At 51.7% G+C, this 24,965-nt stretch carries 22 protein-coding genes; 18 read left to right on the top strand and 4 right to left on the bottom strand.

The genetic code is table 11. The features are described 5' to 3' along the window. Positions 1 to 43: 43 nt before the first annotated feature. Entirely contained in the window at positions 44 to 364 is a 321-nt protein-coding gene (gene clpS / locus F6R98_RS13925; RefSeq protein WP_153249557.1) for an ATP-dependent Clp protease adapter ClpS, read from the bottom strand. A gap of 77 nt (positions 365 to 441) precedes the next feature. Then, a complete protein-coding gene (locus tag F6R98_RS13920) occupies positions 442 to 1,164 on the bottom strand; it encodes a cytochrome c family protein (protein ID WP_153249556.1) in 723 nt (240 codons plus the stop codon). 390 nt (positions 1,165 to 1,554) lie between these two features. Here F6R98_RS13920 and F6R98_RS13915 point away from each other — a divergent pair, with 390 nt between their 5' ends. The 9 genes from F6R98_RS13915 (at position 1,555) to F6R98_RS13875 (ending at position 14,842) form a co-directional block, all read left to right on the top strand. Beyond that, entirely contained in the window at positions 1,555 to 3,174 is a 1,620-nt protein-coding gene (locus tag F6R98_RS13915) for an inorganic phosphate transporter (RefSeq protein ID WP_153249555.1), read from the top strand. A 90-nt stretch (positions 3,175 to 3,264) separates the two neighbouring features. Continuing rightward, on the top strand, positions 3,265 to 4,374 hold the full coding sequence (gene corA / locus F6R98_RS13910) for a magnesium/cobalt transporter CorA (protein ID WP_228124881.1): 1,110 nt from the start codon (positions 3,265 to 3,267) through the stop codon (positions 4,372 to 4,374). 12 nt (positions 4,375 to 4,386) lie between these two features. After that, positions 4,387 to 6,282 carry an O-linked N-acetylglucosamine transferase, SPINDLY family protein gene (locus F6R98_RS13905; RefSeq protein WP_228124880.1) on the top strand — a complete coding sequence of 632 codons (1,896 nt, stop codon included), beginning with the start codon at positions 4,387 to 4,389 and terminating at the stop codon, positions 6,280 to 6,282. 611 nt (positions 6,283 to 6,893) lie between these two features. After that, positions 6,894 to 9,230 (top strand): type VI secretion system Vgr family protein, encoded by a 2,337-nt coding sequence (locus tag F6R98_RS13900; protein WP_194269947.1) that lies wholly within the window; start codon positions 6,894 to 6,896, stop codon positions 9,228 to 9,230. Between the two features lie 127 nt (positions 9,231 to 9,357). Continuing rightward, positions 9,358 to 11,217: a DUF2169 family type VI secretion system accessory protein gene (locus tag F6R98_RS13895; protein WP_153249552.1), complete on the top strand. Its 1,860-nt coding sequence runs from the start codon at positions 9,358 to 9,360 to the stop codon at positions 11,215 to 11,217. Between the two features lie 12 nt (positions 11,218 to 11,229). Beyond that, on the top strand, positions 11,230 to 12,618 hold the full coding sequence (locus F6R98_RS13890) for a pentapeptide repeat-containing protein (protein WP_153249551.1): 1,389 nt from the start codon (positions 11,230 to 11,232) through the stop codon (positions 12,616 to 12,618). 9 nt (positions 12,619 to 12,627) lie between these two features. Beyond that, the gene (locus tag F6R98_RS13885) at positions 12,628 to 13,023 is read left to right on the top strand and encodes a DUF4150 domain-containing protein (RefSeq protein ID WP_228125252.1); all 396 of its coding nucleotides are present in this window, start codon (positions 12,628 to 12,630) and stop codon (positions 13,021 to 13,023) included. 2 nt (positions 13,024 to 13,025) lie between these two features. After that, positions 13,026 to 14,162: a pentapeptide repeat-containing protein gene (locus F6R98_RS13880; protein WP_153249549.1), complete on the top strand. Its 1,137-nt coding sequence runs from the start codon at positions 13,026 to 13,028 to the stop codon at positions 14,160 to 14,162. After that, entirely contained in the window at positions 14,159 to 14,842 is a 684-nt protein-coding gene (locus F6R98_RS13875; RefSeq protein ID WP_153249548.1) for a DUF3540 domain-containing protein, read from the top strand. The genes F6R98_RS13880 and F6R98_RS13875 overlap by 4 nt, the downstream gene beginning before the upstream one ends. A 280-nt stretch (positions 14,843 to 15,122) precedes the next feature. On the opposite strand, the gene F6R98_RS13870 is transcribed toward F6R98_RS13875, so the two are convergent. Beyond that, a complete protein-coding gene (locus tag F6R98_RS13870; protein ID WP_153249547.1) occupies positions 15,123 to 15,860 on the bottom strand; it encodes an elongation factor-1 alpha in 738 nt (245 codons plus the stop codon). A gap of 157 nt (positions 15,861 to 16,017) precedes the next feature. Further along, on the bottom strand, positions 16,018 to 16,446 hold the full coding sequence (locus F6R98_RS13865; protein WP_153249546.1) for an Hsp20/alpha crystallin family protein: 429 nt from the start codon (positions 16,444 to 16,446) through the stop codon (positions 16,018 to 16,020). A 256-nt stretch (positions 16,447 to 16,702) separates the two neighbouring features. Between F6R98_RS13865 and rpsF the strand changes: the two genes are divergently transcribed. The 9 genes from rpsF to F6R98_RS13820 all read left to right on the top strand — a co-directional run bounded on the left by rpsF (position 16,703) and on the right by F6R98_RS13820 (position 24,753). After that, positions 16,703 to 17,119: a 30S ribosomal protein S6 gene (rpsF, locus tag F6R98_RS13860; RefSeq protein ID WP_153249545.1), complete on the top strand. Its 417-nt coding sequence runs from the start codon at positions 16,703 to 16,705 to the stop codon at positions 17,117 to 17,119. Between the two features lie 26 nt (positions 17,120 to 17,145). After that, positions 17,146 to 17,376 (top strand): 30S ribosomal protein S18, encoded by a 231-nt coding sequence (gene rpsR, locus F6R98_RS13855; protein ID WP_153249544.1) that lies wholly within the window; start codon positions 17,146 to 17,148, stop codon positions 17,374 to 17,376. 122 nt (positions 17,377 to 17,498) lie between these two features. Continuing rightward, positions 17,499 to 18,398, top strand: a complete 900-nt coding sequence (locus F6R98_RS13850) for a hypothetical protein (protein WP_153249543.1) — start codon at positions 17,499 to 17,501, stop codon at positions 18,396 to 18,398. A 56-nt stretch (positions 18,399 to 18,454) separates the two neighbouring features. Then, positions 18,455 to 18,901 (top strand): 50S ribosomal protein L9, encoded by a 447-nt coding sequence (gene rplI, locus F6R98_RS13845; RefSeq protein WP_153249542.1) that lies wholly within the window; start codon positions 18,455 to 18,457, stop codon positions 18,899 to 18,901. Between the two features lie 100 nt (positions 18,902 to 19,001). Then, positions 19,002 to 20,306 carry a lipid IV(A) 3-deoxy-D-manno-octulosonic acid transferase gene (gene waaA / locus F6R98_RS13840; protein WP_153249541.1) on the top strand — a complete coding sequence of 435 codons (1,305 nt, stop codon included), beginning with the start codon at positions 19,002 to 19,004 and terminating at the stop codon, positions 20,304 to 20,306. A gap of 343 nt (positions 20,307 to 20,649) precedes the next feature. Beyond that, positions 20,650 to 21,741 (top strand): redox-regulated ATPase YchF, encoded by a 1,092-nt coding sequence (ychF, locus tag F6R98_RS13835; RefSeq protein WP_153249540.1) that lies wholly within the window; start codon positions 20,650 to 20,652, stop codon positions 21,739 to 21,741. A 293-nt stretch (positions 21,742 to 22,034) separates the two neighbouring features. Then, a complete protein-coding gene (locus F6R98_RS13830) occupies positions 22,035 to 22,196 on the top strand; it encodes a hypothetical protein (protein ID WP_153249539.1) in 162 nt (53 codons plus the stop codon). 109 nt (positions 22,197 to 22,305) lie between these two features. Next, positions 22,306 to 22,503 carry a YqaE/Pmp3 family membrane protein gene (locus F6R98_RS22825; protein ID WP_153249538.1) on the top strand — a complete coding sequence of 66 codons (198 nt, stop codon included), beginning with the start codon at positions 22,306 to 22,308 and terminating at the stop codon, positions 22,501 to 22,503. A gap of 279 nt (positions 22,504 to 22,782) precedes the next feature. Further along, positions 22,783 to 24,753, top strand: coding sequence for a diguanylate cyclase (locus tag F6R98_RS13820; protein WP_153249537.1), 1,971 nt, complete (start codon positions 22,783 to 22,785; stop codon positions 24,751 to 24,753). Positions 24,754 to 24,965: the final 212 nt, after the last annotated feature.

Here is a 24,965-nt window from a genome sequence, read left to right as displayed (position 1 = left end):
GGCGTTCTCCTCTTTGAAAAACTAAACGGTAAGCTATTCAGGCTCAGGCTTCTTCCATGGAACACAGCAACGGATGCTGATGCTCGCGGGAAAACTCGTTAACCTGACGAACCTTGGTTTCCGCCACGTCGCGGCTGAAAATGCCGCAAACTCCCGTCCCCTGCGTGTGAACCTGCAGCATGACGCGCGTCGCCTTGGCTTCATCCATATTGAAAAACGATTTCAGAATATGGATAACAAAATCCATGGGAGTAAAGTCGTCATTCAGCAGAATGACCTTGAACAGGGGAGGGCGTTTGAGTTTGGGGGCTGCTTCTTGCAGCGATGCGCCCTCGTCGTGTTTGATTTCTGGATTCCCCGGCATCTCAGGCTAAACCTCTACATCTGGACTTGCTTTGGTTGCAAATATATCACTACATTCTCCTGATGGCACTGAAATCTTTAGCGGCGTAAATACCTGGGCAATACCCACATCTCATACATGGATACGACCCACATGAAGACAAAAGCCATCGCGAGACCGGCGCCTCCGAGTATAACGAGCCAGGCAAAATGCGGGTTAAGCTTGGTCAGCCACCAGGATGCGATATCCAATAGTAAAAATACGAAAGGGGTCACGATGGCGGTGCATTTTATGGCAAGCGGCACCCCGGAAGTCAGCGAAAAAATACCGCCGACAAACATGAAAATAAAGACGATGCCGAACAGGTGAATGTGCGACACCCGTGCGAGGGATGCCAGGGTGGCGCCGCTGTCGGGGTGCGTGTATTTGTTTATGTTGTCCAGCCGGCTGAAATCGGGCAGTCCGCCGGCGTCGGCGTTGTGGCAGGGAACGCAACGGGTATCAAATATGGCCTTGGCATGGTCGAGATAATCCCGCTCCCCTGCGCCGCTGCGTACCCATTGTATCAGCGCAAAGCGATCCTGTTCCGGCGCATTGGCTTTCATGGAGCCGTTGAGCTTGCTTTCGAGGTGAGAGCCTGAGCGGTTGCCGTAGTAGCTGTAAACGATATCCTGTATGGATAGACCGAATTTTCCGTCCGCCATGCCATGTGTGACCAGGATCTGGATGGTCGCCATTCCGTAGCCGATGGCGATAATCATCAGGTAGCCTGAAAACAGCAGTTTTACCGGTAAACTGACGTTGCTGAGGTTGATGGGCATTGTGTACTCCCAAGGTCTGGATAGAGTCTAATTCTATTCTTCGGTAGTTGCGTTCAATACACAACAGCAAATCTTGAAAAAACCTGCTTGATGAGAAGGAACAATCTTATTGGACGTCTCTTTGTCCAAAGCGCTCATGATCGATTTGGGAGGCGTCATAAAATATGGGTTATCATCAATAAACCCGGTTGAAGGGATCGTCCCGCCTTTGTCAGAGGCAGGTAATTGTTTGGTGGAAAAGTACGCTGCCGCAACAGGTGCGGCCTCAAAATTTTTACAAAAATTTTACAGTCATGTTGGACCGTCATCAAGTTGTAATGGTGTATGGCTAAGATGAAGCAGGTTAATTTCGACTCACAGCTCAACCAATTACTTTTTGGGGATTGTAATATGTCAGCTACCAGTGCAACTGAAGCGCATCCGGTTTTTCAGTCGAACTCATCGCTAGGGCGTTTTGGGTTAGGCCTTATTTTATCGATCCTGTTGGGAGGCGCCATTTACGTGGTTTACTCTCTGATCGAAGCAGTGCACGCTGCCGATGCGGGCGTCGCGCAGGCTGTGCCCTGGCTGTTGCTGGTGACCGCGCTCTTTATTGCGCTTGGGTTTGAATTTGTCAACGGCTTTCACGATACCGCGAATGCTGTTGCGACTGTTATTTACACTCGCTCAATGCCGCCGCATTTTGCCGTGGTCTGGTCCGGAGCGTTTAATTTTCTGGGCGTCAACATGGCTAACGGCGCCGTGGCTTGGGGCATCGTTTCTCTTTTGCCGGTCGAGCTGATACTTCAGGTCAACAGCGGTGCGGGCATGTCCATGGTGTTTGCGCTGTTGTTTGCTGCGATACTATGGAATCTGGGTACCTGGTGGCTGGGCTTGCCGAGTTCAAGTTCGCACACCCTGATCGGTTCCATTATCGGTGTCGGTATTGCAAACCAGGTTTTGGCTCCGGAAGGTACGCTGACCAGCGGTGTCAACTGGAGCAAGGCGACGGAAGTCGGTTTGTCTCTGCTGTTCTCCCCTATCTTCGGCTTTCTTGCTGCGGCTTTGCTGTTGCTGGCGCTTAAGGTAATCGTAAGAAACGAACAGTTGTTCAAGGAGCCTGACACGAAAAAAGGACCTCCTTTGTGGATACGTTCCGTTTTAATCGGTACCTGCACCCTGGTCAGCTTCGCTCATGGCTCCAATGACGGTCAAAAAGGCATGGGGTTGATCATGCTGATCCTGGTCGGTGTCGTGCCTACCGCGTTTGCATTGAATAGAACGCCGGATATTTCGGTTTTGGATGAGTTCCGTAAAACTTCGCAAGCGGCGGTCCAACTGTTGGATAAATACGTCAAGCCTGAAAACGCGGTAACGGCGGAAAATGCCAAAAGTGCGCTTGAAGCGACCGTACGCGATAAGAAATGGCACGATAACTCTACTTCGGCGCTTCAGCACAGCATCCGCGATTTATCCGGGCGGGTAAACGATTACAAGACGTTGGCGAATGTGCCGACAGAGCTGGTTTCGAACTTGCGTAACGACCTGTATATCGTCAGTGAAACGCTCAAAATACTCGAAAAGAAAAATCCGATAAATCTATCTGCCGAGGACAAGAAAGAAATTTCCGATTACAGTAAATCTATCGGCCGCGCCGTGCGCTTTATTCCTGTGTGGGTTAAAGTCGGTGTCGCGCTGGCATTGGGCTTGGGCACCATGATCGGTTGGAAGCGAATTGTTGTGACCGTTGGCGAGAGAATAGGTAAAACCCATCTTACCTACGGCCAGGGGGCTGCCGCGGAAACGGTGGCGGCCGTGACGATAGGCATGGCTGATGTACTGGGCTTGCCGGTTTCCACTACGCATGTGCTGTCTTCCGGCGTCGCCGGCACCATGGCTTCGAACGGATCAGGGTTGCAATGGGCGACAATCAGAAATATTCTGACGGCTTGGATTTTGACATTGCCTGCTTCTATGGCGTTGTCCGGTATTTTGTTTGCAATTTTCCGTAATATTTTTACTGCCGCCTGAAGCGCGCTGCCGTAAAAAATAAACCTGACACGGGTCTGAGCGGCATGCCGCTCAGACCCGTTGTCGTTTTCAGAGGTAAAAAGGTACGGTATGGGGTCGATTAAAAAGAAAACCAGGGATAAACCCGGCTCCCCGGTTGACGACAGGGTTCCAAACAAGCTTGCCATAGTGTCTGCACATGAGGCGGCAGGCAGTGCTATTGGATACGAAACAGGCGCAATGGCCTCCATGGTTGTCAACTGCAGGGCTTATAAAAAAAGCAACGTGGCATGTAGTATCGCGCTGGACGAAATCAGCGATGTGTTACTGCAGGAAGGCAGTTTTGTCTGGCTGGATCTGAATGAGCCGGATCAGGAGTTGCTGAAAAAGATCCAGGAAGAGTTCGGTTTACACGACCTGGCGGTGGAAGATGCTCAAATGGCCCAACAGCGTCCCAAGCTGGAAGAGTACGGAGATACGCTGTTCGTGGTATTGCAGACCGCCGAACTGACGCAGGTTGGAGGCGAAGTCGTTTTCGGCGAGACGCATGTTTTTGTCGGTTTGCAGTTCCTGGTTACCGTTACTCATGGCTCAACGCTGAATTACGAAAAGATTCGTACGCGTTGCGAGAGCGCGCCGCAAGGTTTTTCCAGAGGACCCGGTTTCCCGCTTTATGTCATCACGGACGCAATTGTCGATCAATATAGCCCGGTGCTGCTCGATTTTCAGCAGCGATTGGAAAAGCTCGAAGCCGATATCTTCGAGTCGCGCTTTAACCGGAAAACCCTGGTAAAACTTTACGAGCTCAAACGCGAAATGCTGCTGCTGCAGGCGGCAGCGGTTCCGTTGCTGGATATCTGCAGCGCATTAACGCGTTTCCATTCTGTGATGATTCCGAAAGATATGCGGTTGTATTTTCGGGATATTTACGATCATGTGAAGCGGCTTAACCAGTCCATGGAAAGCATGCGAGAAATGTTGACCGCAGCGATGTCGGTCAATCTCACCCTGATTACGGTCGATCAGAACGAAGTAGTGCAGCGTCTGGCCGGATGGGGAGCCATTCTGGCTATTCCTACCATGGTCTTCAGTCTGTTTGGCATGAATTTCCGGTATATGCCTGAACTGGAGTGGCAATACAGCTATCCGGTGACGCTGGGGTTTGTTTGTCTTTCCTGTGTTTGGCTGTATCACAGGTTAAAAAAAGTTGGCTGGCTTTGAGAGTGTTTGAGCGTGAATACGGAGCAGGCTGAAGCTCATTTCAATGAAGCGTTGCGTTTGCTGCGCTGCTGCGGTAGCGCGACACAGGCTGCAAAGCTACTCGAAAACATCGTCGCCGCCTACCCAAACCATGCGTCATCCCATTATCTGCTTGGGCTATCTTATCATCGGCAGGGACTCAACGAGTCAGCGATAGCCGGCTACCAACGGGCTATCGCCCTTGAACCCGGCTACGCGGATGCCTGCAATAACCTCGGCGTCGCTCTGAGCGAGCTGCACAGGTATGAAGATTCCGTAGCCGCCTATCGGCGAGCCATTGCATGGGCGCCCGGTTTTGCTGATGCTTACCATAACCTGGGCAATGTACTCACCGGGCTTAATCAGCATGATGAAGCGGTTGCCGCCTACCTAAAGGTGATAGAGCTAACCCAGGGTTCGGCTGAGCCGTACAGCCACCTCGGGAATGCGCTGGTAAAATTAGGGCGTTATGCTGACGCCGCGCCTTTATTTCAGCAAGCCATTGCGCTCGATGCCTATTATCCTTTTGCGTTGGGCCAGTATATACACTGTAAAATGCATGACGCGGACTGGGACGGCATATCTGCGCTTTTCGCATCGGCACTAAGCGGTATAGACGCGGGCGAGCCTGTTACGGCTCCCTTTATTGCGCTGACAATACCCTCGACTCCGGAGCAGCAGAAACGTTGCGCCGGGATTTTTGTGCGGGAAAGAGGTCTTGAGCCAGCCATCTCGTCTGGCGCAGTTGTCCGCTACAAACATAGTAAAATCCGCCTCGGATATTTTTCCGCCGACTTTCATAATCATGTTACCGCTTATTTGATCGCCGAGCTGTTCGAGCAGCATGATCGCGATCGATTTGAGGTACTTGCATTTTCATACGGGAAATCCGGCGAAGATGAAATGCGGCTGAGGCTTCATGCGGGAGTTGATCGTTTTATTGACGTCAGCGATAAAACCGATCAGGAGATTGCGGCGATTGCCCGGCAACTGGAAATCGATATTGCGATCAATATCAACGGCTATACTACCAACGCCAGACCCGGATTGTTCGCGTTGCATCCAGCACCGATACAAGCGAGTTATCTCGGTTATCCCGGCACCTCGGGCGTCTCCCATATTGATTACCTGATTGCCGACCCTGTCGTGATTCCGACCGATCAACGGTGTTTTTATAGCGAAAAAATCGTCTATTTGCCTCATACTTATCAGGTCAATAGCTCTCTTCAGCCTTTATCCGGACAGTGTCCAACCCGTATGGATGCGGGATTGCCCGAAAATGCATTTGTATATTGCTGTTTTAACAATAGCTTTAAAATCACACCCGATGTTTTTCAACTCTGGATGCAGATTCTTCTCCAGGTCGATGACAGCGTATTATGGCTACTGGAAGGCAGTCCGGTTCTGACTTCAAATTTACGGAAAGAGGCGAGGAAATATGGAGTGATGCCGGAGCGCATCGTATTCGCCCCGCGCCTGTCTTTATCCGAACATCTGTCGCGGCAGAAGTTGGCGGATATATTTTTGGATACGCTTTATTACAACGCACATACTACCGCGAGCGATGCGCTTAGAGCCGGTTTACCAGTGTTGACCTGTTTAGGGGAGACGTTTTCTGGCAGAGTGGCCGCCAGTTTGCTTAATGCGCTGGGATTGCCTGAATTGATCGTTCATTCGCACGACGCTTACCGGTCATTGGCGATCAATCTTGCCGTACAACCAGAACGCCTCGCATTAATCAAGCAAAAACTGGCCGCGCATCTCCATGTATATCCCTTGTTCGATACGGTGCGTTTTACATGCAACATCGAACGAGCGTTTACACTAATGTGGGAACGGTATCAGAACGCCCTCGAACCCGATCATCTCGAAGTGGTGGAATATCAATAATACCCTGAGTAAATATCGGGTTACAATTTCAGCCAGGGAAACGCGATTTGTTTTTTTCTCTAGCAAACCTGAAATTCAAAGCATTGATATTACCTAATTGATCCAGTGTGGATTCGAATAAATCAGCGCTTCCCTCCACCTGGCATGGAACAATTGATGACTGTGGAATGTCAACGGTATAGGAGAATGATTTCCTCACATCGCATCACTCCTTCCCGGAAGTAAAGTGCGCATGTTGGGCAAGCGTGCGAGAGTCTTGAAATTGTCATCATTGGGTGATGCGGCCATGCTAGTATGGAATCAAGGCGGGATGAGACAGAAACTTTACATCGTAATCAACAATAAATAATAATATATCGCAATGAATTATATGGTTATTTGCTCTTTGCTGTTCAACGGTGGTCCGCTTGCCATTCTGGAACCTCAGAATAATGTAGCCCGGATAAGGCTTTAGCGGCTCTGGTGGATAAGGTCCAACACATATTTCGCATTGCGCGGGCTTCATGTGGGACAATCGATGAGGCCGCCGTTTCGCTTTCTTTGAAGAGGATACAGGGCGGAGTCTGAACAGTTGTATGGATTTTTTAATACTATTATGAGGCATGTCGAGTATGAATAGCCAATTAGCCGGTTCCAACCGCCGTTTTTCGTTCATTTGCGAGCAATTGAACGCAGGAACCACGCTGGAAGTAGTGAGTTTTGAAGGCGAAGAATCGCTGGCCGAACTTTACCGCTTCAATATGTTGCTTGTCTCGTCTCGTAACGATATTGACGAACGTAAGCTGATAGGTCATTCAGTAAGTTTTACACTGAACGACGGCATAGCGCAAGGCAAGGACACCTGTTATATCGGACTGATCCAATCCTTCGAACAACTCCATCAAATTAGCGGCTGGACTTTTTACAAGGCGGTGCTGGTACCCAAGCTATGGCGGCTGGCGCAGTATCATTTGTCCGAGGTATATCTGAGTAAAGCTCCGCCTGAATTACTGAAAACCGTCATGGATAATGCCGGGCTGTTCAGCAACGAATACAACCTGAATTATATGCAGCCCGCCGGGTATGATACTCAAGGCTTTATCTGCCAATACAAGGAAAGTTATCTTGATTTCTTATCTCGATGGTGTGAGCACCTGGGTATTTATTGGTGGTACAGCCAGCAGCAGAACGGCGAACAGGTTGTGTTCGGCAACAACTTCAGGAATCATGATGCGCATGTCATTAAATTGAATTATCAGCCGGCTGGTGAGTTGGACGCCGATATTACCCGTATCCGCCGGGTACAGAGTTTTAATCTATTCGCACAAAGTCTACCCAAACAAGTGACGGTAATGGATTACCATTATAAAAAAGCTTCGCTGGAAATCAAGGGTAGCGCCCAGGTCGACCCCATGGGTATAGGCGAAGTCACCTATTACGGTTTATACGTCAAGACCAACGAAGCGGCGCAGGCCCTGGCTAAAATCAGGGCGGAAGGTCTGATTTGCCGCGGGCGGCAATTCGGCGGAGAATCGAGCGCGACCGGGATGCGCTGCGGTTATTTGATGGAGCTTGCGGGTCATTACCGAACCGATTTTAATCAGCGCTATTTGCTGACCCGGATATCCCATCGCGGATCACAAGCCGGGCTGTTGCTGGAAGGACTGAATGTGCCGGTGCAGGGCGATAGCCCGGGCAATGATTTTTATCAGGCGAGCTTTAGCGCTATTCCTGCTGAAGTGCAATTCAGGCCGGAAATTGTGCACCCCTGGCCGAAAATCGAAGGAACGCTCAACGCGGTCATCGATGCGGAAGGCGATGGTAAATACGCCGAGCTTAACGAGTTTGGCGAATACAAGGTTCAACTTCCTTACGATATTACCGAAAAAGGCGCAACAAGGGCTTCCGCCTGGATACGCATGGCGAGTCCCTATGCCGGACCGGGTGACGAATGTTCGGCTCATGGCATGCACTTCCCACTGCATAAAGGCGCGGAGGTGTTACTGTCGTTTGAAAACGGCAACCCGGACAAGCCGGTTATCCTCGGCGCTGTTCATAATTCGGTTAACCCGAATTTGGTGAAAAACGAAAATCAGACACAGGCGATGATACAAACAGGCGGCGGCAACAGTCTCGAGTTTTACGATCAGGACGGGCAGCAGGGCGTACATTTATTTTCTCCGGTATGCGGTTCAAGAATTAGTATAGGCGCGCCTCCCAACGCGGCAAAAGGGGTAGGTGCTGAATCAAGCAGCACTCCGACTTACGACGGCATCGGTTTGCAAACGTCAGGCACCATGGCGTTTACCGGTCAGGATAAACGGTCCAATATATACGGTTTTTCAAACTCCATCGTTTGGGGCGAATACACTTCATCGGTCGTTGGCGCTGCGGCCTCAACCTACCTCGGTGGGTATATGTCGTCTTATCTTATCGGATACAAAGCCAATGTGGTGGGTTTTAAACGCGAAGATATTTTCGGGTGGACATGGAGCTCTACTATTGGAGCTAAAACAGAGTCCATAAGAGGGCCCGCGACGAAAACGGTGACAGGAACCGTGACCGATGTAATACTGGGGGATACCTTTAAGACGGTAACGGGAAACTGCGCCGAGCTTTTCAATACCAAGACCAGTGAGTCAAAGGTTGAATTTAACAAAAATAATCTGTTTACCCGAAAAACGAGTTTAAAAACGATACAGGATAATATAACGACTATATCTACCCAGGTTAAAGATGATAAAGCCGAGGCGGAGAAAAAGAAGAGAACGGCGATCACCGAAGAAATTAATACTGAAGTTAAAAAAGTGCAAACAAGCCTGGATCAGGTAAGTACAAAAGTTGAAAAAGTAGAATCGAGCGTGGTACAGGTAAATAGCGCAGTTGAAAAGTTAAGTTCAAAAGTTTCAACGCATAGTGCTCGTGTATATAATGGGCTGTTTAAAGTTGGAGCTTTTACTTCTTTATGACGACAGAGTTTATTCTAATTAAGAAAGCGTTGATATAATCGTTTCCAGTTTGAAATAATATCCTATGCTGGAAGGAAAAGCACATTATTTGTGTTTCATTTTCTGTGACGGCTAAAAAGGTAGTCCATTGAAAGTTATTAAGGAATTTACCCATCCGTTGTTTATGCGTCCTTTAGGCTTGAAAGGGAATTTGTTTCTTTCTGTGGCGGTGGGTTGTTTTTTTGATCTGGAGCGGCCGGAACAGATCGGAACCGAAATCGATATGTGGAAGCTGGCCGCTGAAACGCTGGGCAAGGATGCGTCGCTGGATGAGGGCAATCCCAAGCCGGTGGGCGAGTTTTTGGCCTGCGGTCGATGCTGGTCAGCCACGGGAGCCCCGATTGCTTCATCTGAAGTAAGTGTCCGCGTCGGGAATGTCGCGAAGAATCTTTATGTCTTCGGCGACAGGGAGTGGCTGCCCGCAGGTAGCGAGACTCCATTGAGCATGTCGCAACCAAAACCGTTCGTGTCGATGCCTTTGAGTTCGGAGCGCGCATTTGGCGGTGAAAGCTATGTAATGAATCCGTATGGTCAAGGCTTACAGCCCACAGCGCCGTTCGATTATTGGCCGTTGCCCAACATCGAAACCGGTGCGTTTGTTCAATCGACTTCGGATCGGCCTGAGCCGGCGGGTTATGGAATGCTGGATTTTATGGACCCGCGCCGTTATCGCAATATGGGAACCTACGATCAGCGTTGGCTGGAAAACCGCTGGCCGCATTATCCGGACGACTTCGATCCCTGCTATTTCAACTGCGCGGCGCCGGATCAGCGCTTGGACCAAGGCTATTTCTTCCCCGGAGACGAAATCCGAGTGTATCACATGCACCCCGGGGAGGCGCTGTTGCTGAGCCATTTGCCGTTGGTTAGGCAACGCGCTTTCATCCGCCAGCAACAAGGCGAACATTTGATGTTTGTTGAAGCGGCGTTGCAGATCGATACCGTTTGGTTATGGCCTGAACAGCTGCGCGGATTGACGCTTGCGCGCGGAGTGTTCCCGATAGCCGACGATGATGCCGATGATGTTGAATTGATTTTTACGGTGACCGAGTCGGCGCTGGCGGCACCACGATCTCTCGATAAATGGGAGCAAGAGTTGAGCGAACGGCTGCAGCGCACCGTGCCGTATGACTTGTCCCCGTTGATTCCAGGACTGGACGAGGAACTCAATGCATCGGCCGAGAAGCTAAAGGCGATTCCAGATAAACTGCGTCAATTGAAAGAGGAAATCGATTTCGATCGGCCGTCTGCGGTGTCGGAGACGACTGCAGAATCGCTGCTGAAGGAAAATCTTGAGACTCAGGCCGAAATCGACGCGCTAATGCAAGCACCTGCCTTTGGGACAGCCGAACAAATTGCACTTCATCGAAAAATTCTGCGCTCCAGGATAGAATTGAGTCAGGCTCTGCGCGAAGCGGAAGCAATAAAATCCGAACCCACTGCCATTATGCCGCTGGCGGACAGCATTGTTGCCGAAAACAAGGAAATGGAAAAGACCTTGGCCGGTATACACGATCAAATCGCCGGGCTTAAACAGCAAAATCCCGCCGCTTACCAAAAAGCACTGCAAAAACTTGATGAAACTAAAGCCGAAATGGCTCGTCAAGCAGCGGAAAACCCGCTAAAGGGCAGCACTGTAGAAATTTCCGCCACCAGTGAATTACCGGTGCGCCCTTCCGAAAGACTGGCCGATATACTAAATAACCTGCAGGAACAAAAGGACGACTTATTGCGCCAGATCGAAAAAACCTTAGACCAAACGGAGTCCGTAGCTGCTACCGGAGGTAGTCCACTAAAGCAAAAGCTTGCCGACATAGAGGAATATATGTTGGAGGTAGAGGCAAGCCGGAAGAATATCGTGCAGGCCAATATCGATAAAAATGCAATGTTAGACCAGTTTATTGAAATGACCGATTCTATGACCAAAAACTTAAGCTCAAATAAATGATGGACATGCCGTATGGATATTGAGCAAGAAATTGAAAAAAGTTTGAAGGAGCACTTGGCCGAGTTACAGTCTACGCTGGAAAAAAATGCGCCGCCCGGCGCTAAAATACCGGATTTGGCGGCAGAGGCTGAGAAAGCATTGAAGTCCCGCCCCAAAATGCTGGGGATGGACGAAATGCTGGCATCTTTACCGCCCGAAGCGTGCGCCAAAATATCTGCAGACGATTTGGCTAAATTGCGCAAAATGGAAGCGGAAAACGATAAGCAAGTTACTGAAACAGACCAGGCAATCGAAAACATGAAGGCCCGTCTGGCCGGAACTCAGCAGGCTCAAACCGAATTTGATATGGGAGAGCAACATCCTTTTCTGAGAACCATGACTCGTGAGCGGGTGATAGACATGCATGCAAAATCGGAATCCATGGTGGGGTTCAACTTCACCGATCTTGATCTCTCGGGCTTGGATTTATCTTCGGGCCGGTTCGAAGGCGCGCATTTTGTGCGCACCAACCTTAAAGGCAGCCGGTTGAATGGCGCACGGTTAAACAATGCGCGTTTCGATGCGGCCGACGCCAGCGAAGCCGATTTCAGCGAGTCTCATCTTCAGGATAGTATCTGGCTGCATCATACCCTTGCCGTCAACAGCCTTTTCGTAAGAGCGCATGCCAAAGGCATGAAGGTTTTAGGCTGCAGCTTTTCGCATGCGAATTTTACCGGGGCGCAACTGCAATCCTCCGTGTTCAACGAGTCTGATCTGGCGGGCGCGTGTTTCCGGGACGCAGGAATGGATGATTTGGTCATGATCGAAACCCAGGCGCAGCAAGCTGATTTTTCTGGCAGCGAGTGGAAGGCCGGTTTTATTAATCGCAGCAGTATCGCCGAATCCTGTCTGGAAAAAAGCCGTTCATCCGATATGACGATATGGGAGTCAGATGCCCGCCTGATACGCGCCGCCGGCGCGAAGCTGGAGGGGCTGGTTGTGGGTGGCGAAGGCACGGCGCTGGACGGTAGCTGTTTCGACGGAGCGGATTTGTCGCGCACCAGCCAGATGAATATTTCCGCGCGCGGCGTGACGGCCAGAAAAGCGATCTTCGACGACGGCTATTTGCAAAAAGTCGATCTTAGCCATGCCGATTGGAGCCGGTCGCGCGGTTTACGCGCATCTGTGACCAAGTGCAATGTAGCGAACGCCGATTTTAGCGGCGTCAATATGATGGGAGGATCATGGCGCAAGTCGGCCTTCCGTAAAACCGATTTATCGGAGGCCTGCTTTTACGCAGTCGATTTTTATCAGGCGGACTTCATCGATACCCGGTTGGATGCGGCTTTCACCGCCTCATCGGGCCTCACCCAAAAACAGCGAATAAAAGCGCTAATGCGCGCGGAAGAGCAGGAGAATTAAACTGTGTTTATGCATAATATTTCCGGCGGCATGAATATGGCAATGCCCGACGTTTGCAAGACCCCGGTCGGCCCGGCGGTGGTGCCTATTCCCTATCCCAATATATCGACCAACAGCACGGCCAATCCTTCTTCAACCGGAAACAAGGTATTGCTGGATTTTATGCCTTCGGTACATCAAATGACTTCGATTTTAACGAGTAATGGAGATCAGGCGGGGGTGTTGATGGGCGTTGCGTCCAATCTCATTATGGGGCCTACGGAGTTCGTGGTTGGATGCAATACCGTACTGGTTGACGGTAAACCGGTACAGCGGCTTACCAGCACCACCAAACAAAATGGACAATCACCTAATTGTGTAGGAACCAGTATCGTGCCTACGCAAGTCAAAGTGTTGGCGATGTAGTAATGAAACCGATGACGGTGGAGGAGGTAGTTGCGCTTGCCGTGCTGGGCGAGTATGTCGAGGACGCGGATTTGTCCAACCTGGATTTTTCTGAACACAATCTTACCGGCGTGGTGTTTTCGCGTTGTAATTTGACTCATGCAAACTTTACCGGTGCGCAAGTGATCGGCGCCGCTTTTAAGGACTGTGAGCTGGCGGGCGCCAATTTTTCGGGTTGCGTATTGCACAAGGCTATCTGGACGCATTTCAATGCCATAGGCGCGCGTTTTTGCGGCGCGGATTTAAGCGAGTTTATTGCAACCGGAACAGATTTAAGTCAAGCCGATTTTACCGGCGCTAATTTACGCAATAGCGTGTGGACCAGTTGCAAGCTGAACCATGCGGATTTTAACGGCGCTCAGATTAACGAAGCCGTATTCACCGAATGCGAAATGATGTCGGTAAACTGGCGAAGTCTGTATCTGGATAATATCGTCGCAGCTGAGTGCAATATGAATCGGGCCGATCTGACCCAGGCAAATCTTGAGCGTGCGGCATTTGTGAAATGTACAATGGCTGGAGCAATATTGACTCAAGCGCGTTTGCACCGAGTGCTGCTGCAGGATTGCAGTCTGCCGCATCAGGACTTTTCCGGTTGCGAATTTTTCTCTGTACGCGCTGGCGGAACCGACTTTTCCGGCTGTAACTTCGAAAATGCGCAGCTCGGATTTTCCAGTTTTAGCGGAGGAAAACTGCGCTCAGCCAATTTCAGGGGAGCAAGCGGCGACGCGGTCGTATTTATGAAGGCCGATCTCACCGGGGCCGATTTATGTCACAGCCGTTTTACGGGGGCTTCCTTTGCCGAAGCCAATCTGACCGATGCACGCATGACCTGCATGAGCAGTCCTAATTCCAGTTTCGAAAAAGCAATAGCGCTGCGAACCCACTTCAAAAATGCCGATCTTAGTGATTGTGATCTGGCTCATATGGTGGTGGAGAAAGCAGATTTTATCAAGGCGCGGCTATTCAGGACAAAGCTGCATGGCATTAAAAATAAAGCGGTTATTACAGATTATGCCGATGTAATTTCATATAGCGGAGACGATGAAGATCGTCTTAAAGCAGAAAATTGGCAAGCTTGCAACGGGGAAAACAGATGAATAGAACGTCCAAAAGTACAGTGGCCTATCTCGAACGGTCCGCAGAAGCATTGCTTCAGGCGTATGTGGACCGCGCAGGCGCAGCGCGGCAGCCTTTTGAATTGACGGATGAAAACGGTGTCAGACGATATGCCCGCAAGGCGTTTAGCTGTCTGGTTGAACCCGTCGAAGGTGATCTGGTGTTGTTGTCGCCGCCCGCAGCTCATGCCGTTGTTGGCGAACCGGGCTGGATATTGGCAATACTGCACAGACCGGGTGAAAGTGAAACCGTGCTGGATTTCGACCGGCCCGTACGCTTGAGCAGCCAACAGAAAATTTCGCTGGTTTCTTCTACCTGCATAGAGTCCCTTAGCGAGGGTTCTGTGAGCATTGCCAGCAATAGCTTGAGAATAAAAGCAGCGCAAGTTGAAGGATATGCGGAGGACTCTGTGTGGACGTCCCGGCGTATGGCCACCCATTTTAAACAACTGTCGATGGTAGCCGAGACTTGTACTTCGGTATTTCGTTCGCTTGCCCAGCACCTGGACACTTATACGCGTAGAGTGGATACCGTAGAAACTCTGCAAGCGGGGGCATTACATCAGGCGGTAAAAGGTACTGTTACCGTGTACTCGAAAGATACTGTAATGACTGCGGAGCATCAGGTCAAAATCAAGGCTGATGTGGTTCATTTGTCGTGAACCGCGACTCCTTTCCTGGCGGCACGGTTGCGAAGTTCCCGGACGGAATCGGTTGTCTTATCCTTAGTCGCGACTACACTGAATACTTACGAAGTAACCTCGTTAATCATAACTATTCAGCTATCGTTGTAGGAGCGGGCTTTAGCCTGCGATCGGTCTCTTGCGCTGACTAAAGCCCGCTCCTGCAACGTGTTTCATTAGAAGATTACAATGCAGTCCCTTTTAATGACACGTTTCCCGTAGAAGGCTTTAATGAGCTGAATAGTTACCGTTAACCTTATTATTCTTTGCTCCAAAAGTTGGGCCAATAACCGCGCGGCAGCCACATTTGCACCAGCGAGGTAAAAATCATTGCGGTGGACGCCAGACTGTAGCCTATGCCTCCCAGCATGGTGAGCAACGCGAATACCGGCGAAGCCTTGGTCAGCCACCAGGACAGCACGTCCAGAATCAGGAATGCGAACGGCGTTGCGATCAGTATCCATTTCCACTTCTGCGGAAACTCGGTCAGCGCGAAAATCCAGCCTACAAAAAAGAAAATAAAGGAAATACCGAACAGATGGATGTGTGAAACACGTGTCAACTGGGTGTAGCTTTCACCTCTGTCGATTTCGGCAACCTTCTTGACATTCTCGAATACGTTAAAGTCCGGTAATGAACTGTCCGCGTGATGACAACTGGTGCAGTATTTATCTATTATGGGTTTGATTTCGGCGTTCCAGTCGCTGAGGGGGGCGCCGTCCTGGGCCCATTTGACCAGTTCGAAGCGCACCTCGTCGGGGGCCATAGGTTTCATTTGACCGTTCAGCATGGTCTGTAGCTTCGAGCCGTTACGATTGCCGTAATAGCTGTAAACGATGTCGTCCATGGACAGGCCGGGTTTACCGTCGGCTTTGCCATGCGTCATCATGATCTGTGCGCCCGCCATGAGCAGGCCCACGCCTATGGTTAATAAAAAACCGGTAAAAAGTACGCGGTAATGTATGGGCAGGCGTTCGAGCGATGTTGTTGGTATCATGATGAACTCTCATTGAATTTTAAGGCTCCAATCATAAGCTACCTTATGTGTCAGCGGCTAGCTCCCGGCCCGTGAATTATCTATTCCGCCGTTCCGTGCGAGAATTTTATAAGGCAGTCATGTTCCCGCGCTTTGCGCGGGAACATGACTGATGCTTTTAGTCGATAGTCAAGCGCTGCCCTGTCTTTTGGGCGCTTTTGACCAGGGTCAGCGTGAGCACGCCGTTTTCATAACGCGCCTTGCTGGCTTGCTGATCAATATCGACCGGCAGTTGGAAGCTGCGGCTCACCTCGCCGTAATAGCGCTCGCTACGGATCAATTTGTCGTCGGAGCGGTCGGTATCCGTCTGACTGACTTCGGCGCGTAAGGTAACTACGTCGCCTTCGATATTTACGTGTATGTTTTCCTTGCTGCTGCCTGGAATTTCGGCATGTATGACGTAATCCTTATCGCCTTCTTTAATATCGAGTTTAATCTGCGTCGGTAGAGGCTCGCCGTGCAGCGGGCGTATAAAGAAGCCGGGACTTACGTCTCTGAAAAGTTCATCAATCAGGTTGCGTTTGGAGAAAGGACTCAAGCTGCTCATGTTGATGCTCCTGTTTTATGGGTTTGCAAGGTACAGGAAGAGCGGTTGCCCTGAGCGGCGAACCAACTTTCAAGTACAGCGGGAAGTATAAGCAATAGCAGTAATTTGTGATAGCCGAACAGAAAAGTATTTAAGTTCTGCTTGATTAATATTGCAGAATGAAATAGACTGAGAAATTAATAGTGGCAGCGCAAGTTGCTGCCTCTCCTTGCCTTACCGCGATAAAACGGAAGGCTCAAATCCGTAGGGAGTTATAATGCGTCATTACGAAGTTGTATTCCTGGTGCATCCAGACCAAAGCGCTCAGGTTCCGGCCATGCTGGAACGCTACCGTTCCATCGTGGAAAGCGCTTCCGGCGTTATTCATCGTTTGGAGGACTGGGGGCGCCGTCAACTGGCTTACCCCATCAGCAAAATCCACAAGGCGCACTATGTGCTGATGAACATAGAGTGCGATCAGGCAACGCTGGATGAACTGGAAAGTGGATTCCGTTTTAACGATGCGGTGCTGCGCAGTCTTACTATCCGTAGAGATGAGGCTATCACGGAAGCTTCGCTGCTGTCACGGTCCGGAGGTGTGGAGTCCGACAGCGCCGACGAGGAAGCAGAGGCGGAGACCACGGTTGTGGCTGAAGCCGTTGTTGAAGAAACAGTGGTTGCCGAAGAAGAATAAACTGCGAATACATCAGGAACGAAAACATGTCTCGTCAATTCAAACGTAGAAAATTTTGCCGTTTTAGCGCCGAAGGCGTAAAGGAAATCGATTACAAGGATCTGGACACGCTCAGGGAATATATTTCGGAAACCGGAAAAATCATTCCCAGCCGTGTTACCGGAACCAAGGCCAAATATCAGCGTCAGCTGGGTACCGCGATCAAGCGCGCGCGCTTTCTGGCATTATTGCCGTTCTGCGACTCGCATCCCGAATAAGCGGCTGAGCGTGCCGGCCCGAAGTTTGGGTGTGTTGACCATGTTCCCTGTATTGCGTTGTCATGCAGGCAGGGCCATGCATCGGGAAAAAACAGACTTTACTTCGTGAGCGTGCACCGCGTATGAAAGGGTTGGCAGAGTTTGTGATGAAGGGGCGCTGGCAGGCGGTGCTGTGTATCGCCGGTCTCGCTTTGTTGTCGCTCATTATTCCGTTTGCCAGCTTGCTCAGCGCAGCTGCTTTGGGTTTGGTTACATTGCGGGTAGGCGCAAGAGAAAGCGTTTGGGTTATGGTTTCGTCCCTGTGCGTGGCGGGGGCTGGAGGGGTGTTTGTTACCGGCGATGCTTTTTTGGCGCTCGCCTACGGTTTACTGCTCTGGGCCCCGGTCTGGCCGGTTGCGATTGTCCTGCGTGAAAGCGCGCGCCTGGCTTGGGCGCTGGAGTTGGCGGCGCTGCTGGGTATGGTGGTTGTGCTGGGTATTTATCTGGCCGTACCCGAGCCCGCTCAAATGTGGGGGGAAAGCCTTCAGCGCTTTATGCAGCCGCTTTTGGAGCAGGCTCCGCCAGGGTTCGATACAGCCCAATTCAGTCAGAGCGCGGCTGCGATAGCCCGTTACATGAGCGGGTTGATTGCAGCGGGATCAGTGCTCAGCTTGGTTCTCGGTTTGTTGCTGGCCAGGTACTGGCAGGCAACGCTTTATAATCCAGGCGGTTTCCGCACGGAATTCGTTGCGCTTAAGCTGCATGCAGCCGTTTCATGGGGGGCTGCCGGGCTGGTGCTGGCCTCGGTGGCGGCTGACGGGGCGATAGCCGAAATCGCGGGCAACATCGTTATGGTGGTGTCTACGTTATTTCTGGTGGCGGGATTCGCAGTGCTCCATGCGGCGCTGGGGGCCAAAAGGTTTTTGCTGGTTGGCGCATACGTTTTGTTTTTTATCATTCCGCAGACGCTTGTAGTCCTGGTTTTCCTGGGCTGGAGCGATGTTTGGCTGAAATGGCGGCAGCGTGCCGTTAAAGCGGCATGACCAGCTGGCCCGCAGTGCCGGGATTTTTCTGATTTAGTTATGTATTGAGGCAACACATGGAAATTATACTTCTCGAAAAAGTGGCGAACCTGGGTAATCTGGGCGACAAAGTCAGCGTGCGCCCGGGCTATGGTCGCAATTTTCTGATTCCTAAAGGCAAGGCGGTAAGAGCAAGCGCTGCAAAAATTGCAGAATTCGAACAGCGCCGGGCAGAGTTGGAGAAAAAGGCTGCTGCCGATCTGGCGGCTGCACAAGCGCGGGCAGAAGCATTGAGCCAGCTCAGCGTCGTTATTGCCCGCAAAGCCGGCGATGAAGGCCGGTTGTACGGATCGGTCGGAACGCGCGATATCGCCGAGGCCGTGACCGCTGCGGGCGCACCTGTTGAAAAACATGAAGTACGTTTATCTTCAGGTCCGTTGCGTCTGTTGGGCGATCACTCAATCAAGCTGCAGATCCACACCGACGTCACTGCCAGCGTTACCATCAGTATCGTTGCGGAATAACTGAACTGCGGTTTCTCCTTAAGCGCGTTGGTCCTCCGCTTTAAGGGCGGGGGAGACTGTTTTTGGTTTATTCGCTGTGGTTTTACCTTGAGGGTTGTAGATGAGCGGGTTCTGGTTGCGGCTGGTTTATACCTCGCTTTTCTATTTACTGACGCCACTGATACTCGCTCGCTTATACTGGCGCGGCAGGAAACTGCCGGCCTATCGTCAGCGCTGGGCTGAGCGCTTCGGATATTACAACACGCCGGCGGCCAGCGGTGGCGCGTTGTGGTTTCATGCGGTTTCTGTCGGCGAGGCGGAAGCTGCTTTCCCGTTGATCAGACGCATGCAGGCACGTTTTCCTGAGCTGCCTTGCGTTGTTACCACAACCACTCCGACCGGTTCGCGCCGCGTTGCGCAGGTGTTGGGTGAGACGGTGCTGCACGTTTATTTGCCTTACGACATGCCTGACTGCGTACGGCGTTTTCTGGCCCACTTTCAGCCGCGTCTGGCGGTTATCATGGAAACCGAAATCTGGCCCAATCTTTACCGGGCCTGCCGATGCGCGGCAATTCCCGTGGTTATCGTCAACGCCAGAGTATCCGGACGATCAGCCCGCGGGTATGCGAGGCTGGGCGCATTGACGAGAGAGGCGCTGGCTGATGTGCGCTGCATAGCTGCGCAAACGGAAGCCGACCGCCAGCGTTTCGTCGCGTTAGGCTCACGGTGCGATGAAACACTGACAACAGGAAATATCAAGTTCGACATTGAACTGCCAGCCGAAGCAGCGGCGAATGCCGCAATGTTACGCAAGAACTGCTTCGGCGTTCTGCGTCCGATATGGATTGCCGCAAGCACGCACGAAGGCGAGGAAACACAGGTACTGGAAGCCTTTAAACGCATTCGTGCCGATCATCCTGAGTTAGTGCTGATTCTTGCGCCGCGCCATCCTGAGCGATTTGACGCCGTGGCCGAGTTATGCTGCGCCGCCGGTTGGAAGCTGGTGCGTAGAACGGATGGGGAAACTGCCTGTGAAGCGGACGTGTTCCTGTTGGACACATTGGGCGAGCTCAAACAGTTTTACGGAGCCAGCGATATCGCTTTTGTCGGCGGCAGTTTGGCGCCTGTAGGCGGTCACAATCTGATGGAGCCGGCTGCTGTCGCATTGCCGGTATTGGTGGGGCCTTGTTTGCATAATTTTAAAGCGGCAGCCGATGCATTATTAAGCGCCGGCGGAGCCCTGCTGGTCCATGATGCAATGGAGTTGGCGGCGGCATGCAGCGGTCTATTGAGCGATCAGGAATACCGCAAGCACATGGGTGTGCAGGCGCTTGCTTTTGTAAACGCAGGGCAGGGCGCTTTGCTGCGCGTGGAAGCCTTGTTGAGCGGACTGCTCGAAGCGGCAGGCGATCCAGGGAAGCGATGATTTGTTTTTCATAACGGTTCGGCAACCGGTTTTTGAGCTGGGGGTAAGATTGTTGAAACATGCGGAATCGTGTCGATCTACCCGCTTCATCGGGAGTCAGTCCATTATGTCTCGATTCTGGAGGCTCGGCTTTTGGCTCCCATGCAAAAAGCAAACTTGTCAACCTTACCTGCCAGCCCGTGCAGCACCGTCTTTGCAGGCGATGCAGAATATTAATCTTTGGAAAGCCTGATGTTCAGTCAGTCTGCCGATGATATTTAGCCGTGCTGGAGCGGTTTCGAATTAATCAGCGTTTACCTTGGGTTCTGTTTAAACCCGTTAAAAACTTTAAAGCAGGAATAATATGGCGCTTCATTGTGGCATCGTAGGCTTACCCAACGTTGGAAAGTCCACACTTTTCAATGCGCTGACCAAGGCGGCCATCGCAGCGGAAAATTACCCGTTCTGCACCATTGACCCCAATGTCGGCGTGGTGCCGGTACCTGACCCGCGCATGGACGCGTTGTCGGAAATCGTGCGCCCCGAGCGCGTGGTGCCAACCGTCATCGAGTTTGTCGATATTGCCGGTCTGGTGGCGGGCGCATCCAAAGGCGAAGGCCTGGGTAACCAGTTTCTAGGTCATATACGCGAAACCGAAGCGATTGCCCATGTGGTTCGCTGTTTCGAAAACGACGACGTAGTGCACGTAGCAGGCCGCGTCGACCCGCTTTCCGATATCGAAGTGATACATACCGAACTGATACTGGCCGATATGGCTTCGGTTGAAAAGGCCTTGTTGCGCGTCCAGAAAAGCGCTAAATCAGGCAACAAGGATGAACTGCGCAAAAAAGAGGTGCTGGAAAAACTGTCGTTGCATCTGGATACCGGCAAACCGGCGCGGTCGCTGGATCTGGAAGCGGAGGAACTGATGTCTGTCCGCGATCTTTTCCTGCTGACGATGAAGCCCACCATGTATATAGCCAATGTCGATGAACATGGCTTTAACGACAACCCGTTGCTGGACCGGGTTTGTGCAATGGCGGAAGAAGAGGGCGCCATGGTAGTGCCGGTCTGCGCCGCAATGGAAGCCGAAATCGCTTTGCTTGATGAAATCGACAGAGAAGAGTTTTTGGCGGAAATGGGCCTGAGTGAGCCCGGCCTGAACCGGGTGGTGCGTGCAGGTTACCGTTTGCTTAATCTGGCAACCTATTTTACGGCAGGCGTCAAGGAAGTGCGCGCCTGGACGATACCGGTTGGAGCAACCGCGCCCCAGTCGGCCGGCGTAATTCACACCGATTTTGAAAAAGGTTTTATCCGTGCCGAAGTCATCGCCTACGAGGATTTTATTGCTTACAAGGGCGAGCAGGGCGCCAAGGATGCCGGTAAATGGCGTCTGGAAGGCAAGGAATATGTAATGCGCGATGGCGACGTAGTGCATTTCAGATTCAACGTCTGATTATTGAGTAATATTTCAGCTGCCAGCATCAAGGTAAATCTTCCGGGTAGTAGCGCGATCCTGTTCCTGCAGGATCGACCGTACCTTTGCCATGGACGGCTCTCGACAGGCTGGTCCTGCTCTCAGCTGTTTTGGTCATGATCCAATAGCTCACGCTGAATAGCTGCAATCCTTCGAACATAAACCTTCTTCAAGTTGCGGCGCTGACGGATTGCCATAATGCTTGTTATCATGATAATGTCTTTAACGATCAGAATCCGTTCTTGGATGGAGATTTAACAGGAGAAAGCGTGATGACCGAAAAGAAAGCCGAAGCACCCACAGAAACGCACGAAGTTGATAGTGCATTGAGTAATATTTTTACGAAAGTAAAAGAAAATCCCAAGTCCCTGCTCGGTTCCAAAACCCTGTATGGCGTGGTAGGAGCCGTACTGGTAGCCATTTTCCTGTTATGACAGGGGGATGTTTATTTGCCAGCGGGATAGCAGGTAATACGCAATATGCAATATGCCCGACATCAGGTAGATAACACGTGACAAACTATGACGTTTTAGGAGGTAGGCAATGAGATTTATTCTGGCTATAGCTGTGCCTTGGTTCCAGTTTTTTACCATAGGCCGCCCTTTTTCCGGCATTTTGTGTTTGCTGCTTCAGGCAACGCTGATTGGGTGGTTACCCGCCGCAATCTGGTCTCTGTATGCATTAAGCCGATACAAAGCTGATAGACACGAAAATTTCGGTTTCATATGCGCGCCGGCGTAAAACAACTTTCTTCATTCTATACATGAATATGGCGGCTGTCTGCAAAACCATGAGGACGCTTGCATGATTGTTTGCAAGTATTCAGCATACCCATTGGAGAGGAAGTGAGGTGAATCAGGAAGGACTCTTTACTACGCCCATGGATGGGCGCATAGAGCTTCCAGTAGAGACGAACTTGCAGTATGTCTCGACTGGCTTGCCTCAACCCGGCAGGTTCGGTCATGCTTCAAAAGCACTCACTGAATAGCACAACTCTTGTTCAATACAGCTGATTTAAGCATGCCCCCCTGCAATCCCGAAATCACCGGTAAATCCGAATACCGGTTTGGCGACTTGATCGATGCCCCGGCTTTTTCACGTATGCTGGAAAGTTTTTTCATTGCGACAGGCATTCCAAACGGCGTGGTGGATGCAGACGGAGAATTGTTGTCCATGGCCGGAGGAGAGAACGCCTGCGCTGTATTCCATCGCGCGCACCCTGAGGCCGCCGAACGCTGCCGTGACAGTAATAAAGCCATAATGCGCGATCTGCGCGAACGTTGTGTAGCCGGCGGGCCTTGCCGCAACGGGTTAATGGATTACGCCACGCCGGTGGTTGTCGAAGGGCGATTGTTGGCGACCCTGTTTCTCGGGCAGATACTTCATGGGCCTGCCGATAAAGAGTTCTTCCGCGCTCAGGCTGCGCGTTTTGGTTTTGACGAAACGGCGTACCTGAAAGCGATCGCCGCTGTTCCGATAGTCGACAAGGCTCGCGCCGAGTCATCCATGGCTTTTATGGTTGAGATGGCGCAAATGCTGGCTGCCAGCGGAATAGCCAGACTCAGGCAAACAGCGCTGGAGCGGGAGCTGGACGCACACGCCGAAAGGCGGGTTCAACTCGAGGATATACTGGACTTCTCTCCGGTCGCCATCGGCTGGTCAGATGGCAACGACCATATTGAGTATATCAACCGCCAGTTTACGCGTTTGTTCGGATACACTCTCGATGATCTGCCGAATATCGAGACATGGTATCGACTTGCCTGCCCCGATGAGCACTACCGGGAAACGGTTGTCCGTCCGTGGGTCGCGAACGCGGCGCTGGCGCACCGGAGCGGCGCCGTGCAGCCCGAGCTGGAGGCCAAGATCACCTGTAAAAATGGCGGCGTGCGCCGCGTGCTTATTCGTACCTCGTGGGTCGGTTCGCACCAGCTGGTCAATCTTTCCGACATAACCGACCGTTGGGTGAACGAGCAACGCAAACAGGCGCACGACGCAATGCTGGAAATGGTGGCGCGAGGCGCCGCGCTGGCCGACATCCTGAAAGCGATTGTGCTGCAAATCCAGCACGAGGATAATACCGCGCTGTGCAGTATTCTGTTGCTGGATGCCGAAGGAAAACGCCTGCTGATCGGGGCGGCGCCGAGCCTGCCGGAGTTTTATAATCAGGCCGTCCATGGCGTTGAAATCGGCATGGGCGTCGGTTCCTGCGGCACTGCGGCTTTTCTTGGACAGCGCGTAATCGTTGCCGACGTCCGGATCCACGAATACTGGAAACCCTATATCCAATTGACGGAGCGGGCGGGGTTGCAGGCCTGCTGGTCGGAGCCGATTCTGTCTTCACGGAGCAAAGTTCTGGGGACGTTTGCCATTTATCATACCGTGCCGAAAACACCCGAACAGCAAGATATCGAGCGCATCAGTTTTGCCGCCAACCTGGCCGCCATTGCCATCGAAAACCGCAACGCTTACGAAGAGCTGGAGCGTCAGGCCTACTCCGACTATCTGACCGGTCTAGCCAATCGACGCCATTTTTTCGAGCAGGCGGAGCAAGAACTGGCTCGCGTACTGCGTTACGGCGGAGAACTGTCGATTCTGATGCTGGATGTCGACCACTTCAAGCGAGCCAACGACACCTACGGTCACCAGGTTGGCGACATCATGCTGCAAACCCTATCGGAAGTCTGTCGCAGCACGCTGCGCAAAAACGATATCGTCGGACGGATCGGCGGCGAAGAGTTTGCTGTGCTGCTGCCGGAAACCGGGTGCGCGGACGCAATGGATGCCGCCGAGCGCCTGCGCGCTGCGCTTGCTGAAGCCAACGTTCCCTTGGGTAATGGAGGGCAGCCCTTGCATTTTACCGCTTCGTTTGGCGTGGCAACGCTCACCGGCACAGACGCCAATATTGATATCCTGCTTAACAAGGCCGATCAGGCTCTTTACCGGGCCAAGGGCGAGGGGCGTAATCGGGTCTGTGTGTATCGGGAATAATGACCGTCGTGATCGGGTTTGAGGAAATGATCAATAAACCATTCCCGTTCATGGCCCAAAAAGGCTCTCCTGAACGTAGCTGAAGGGTTCACTATTAGTGAAAACATTCTTTTGCTCAGCAACTTTTCTGGCTGTCGGCATCAGTCATATCGTACAATAATGGAAACTTTATTCAAATGATGGAAAAGCAAACCGCTTTCAGCACACTTCGC

Source organism: Candidatus Methylospira mobilis (assembly GCF_009498235.1).
In the GTDB taxonomy this organism is placed as follows: Bacteria; Pseudomonadota; Gammaproteobacteria; order Methylococcales; family Methylococcaceae; genus Methylospira; species Methylospira mobilis.
This window is presented reverse-complemented; position numbering and strand designations above follow the sequence as displayed.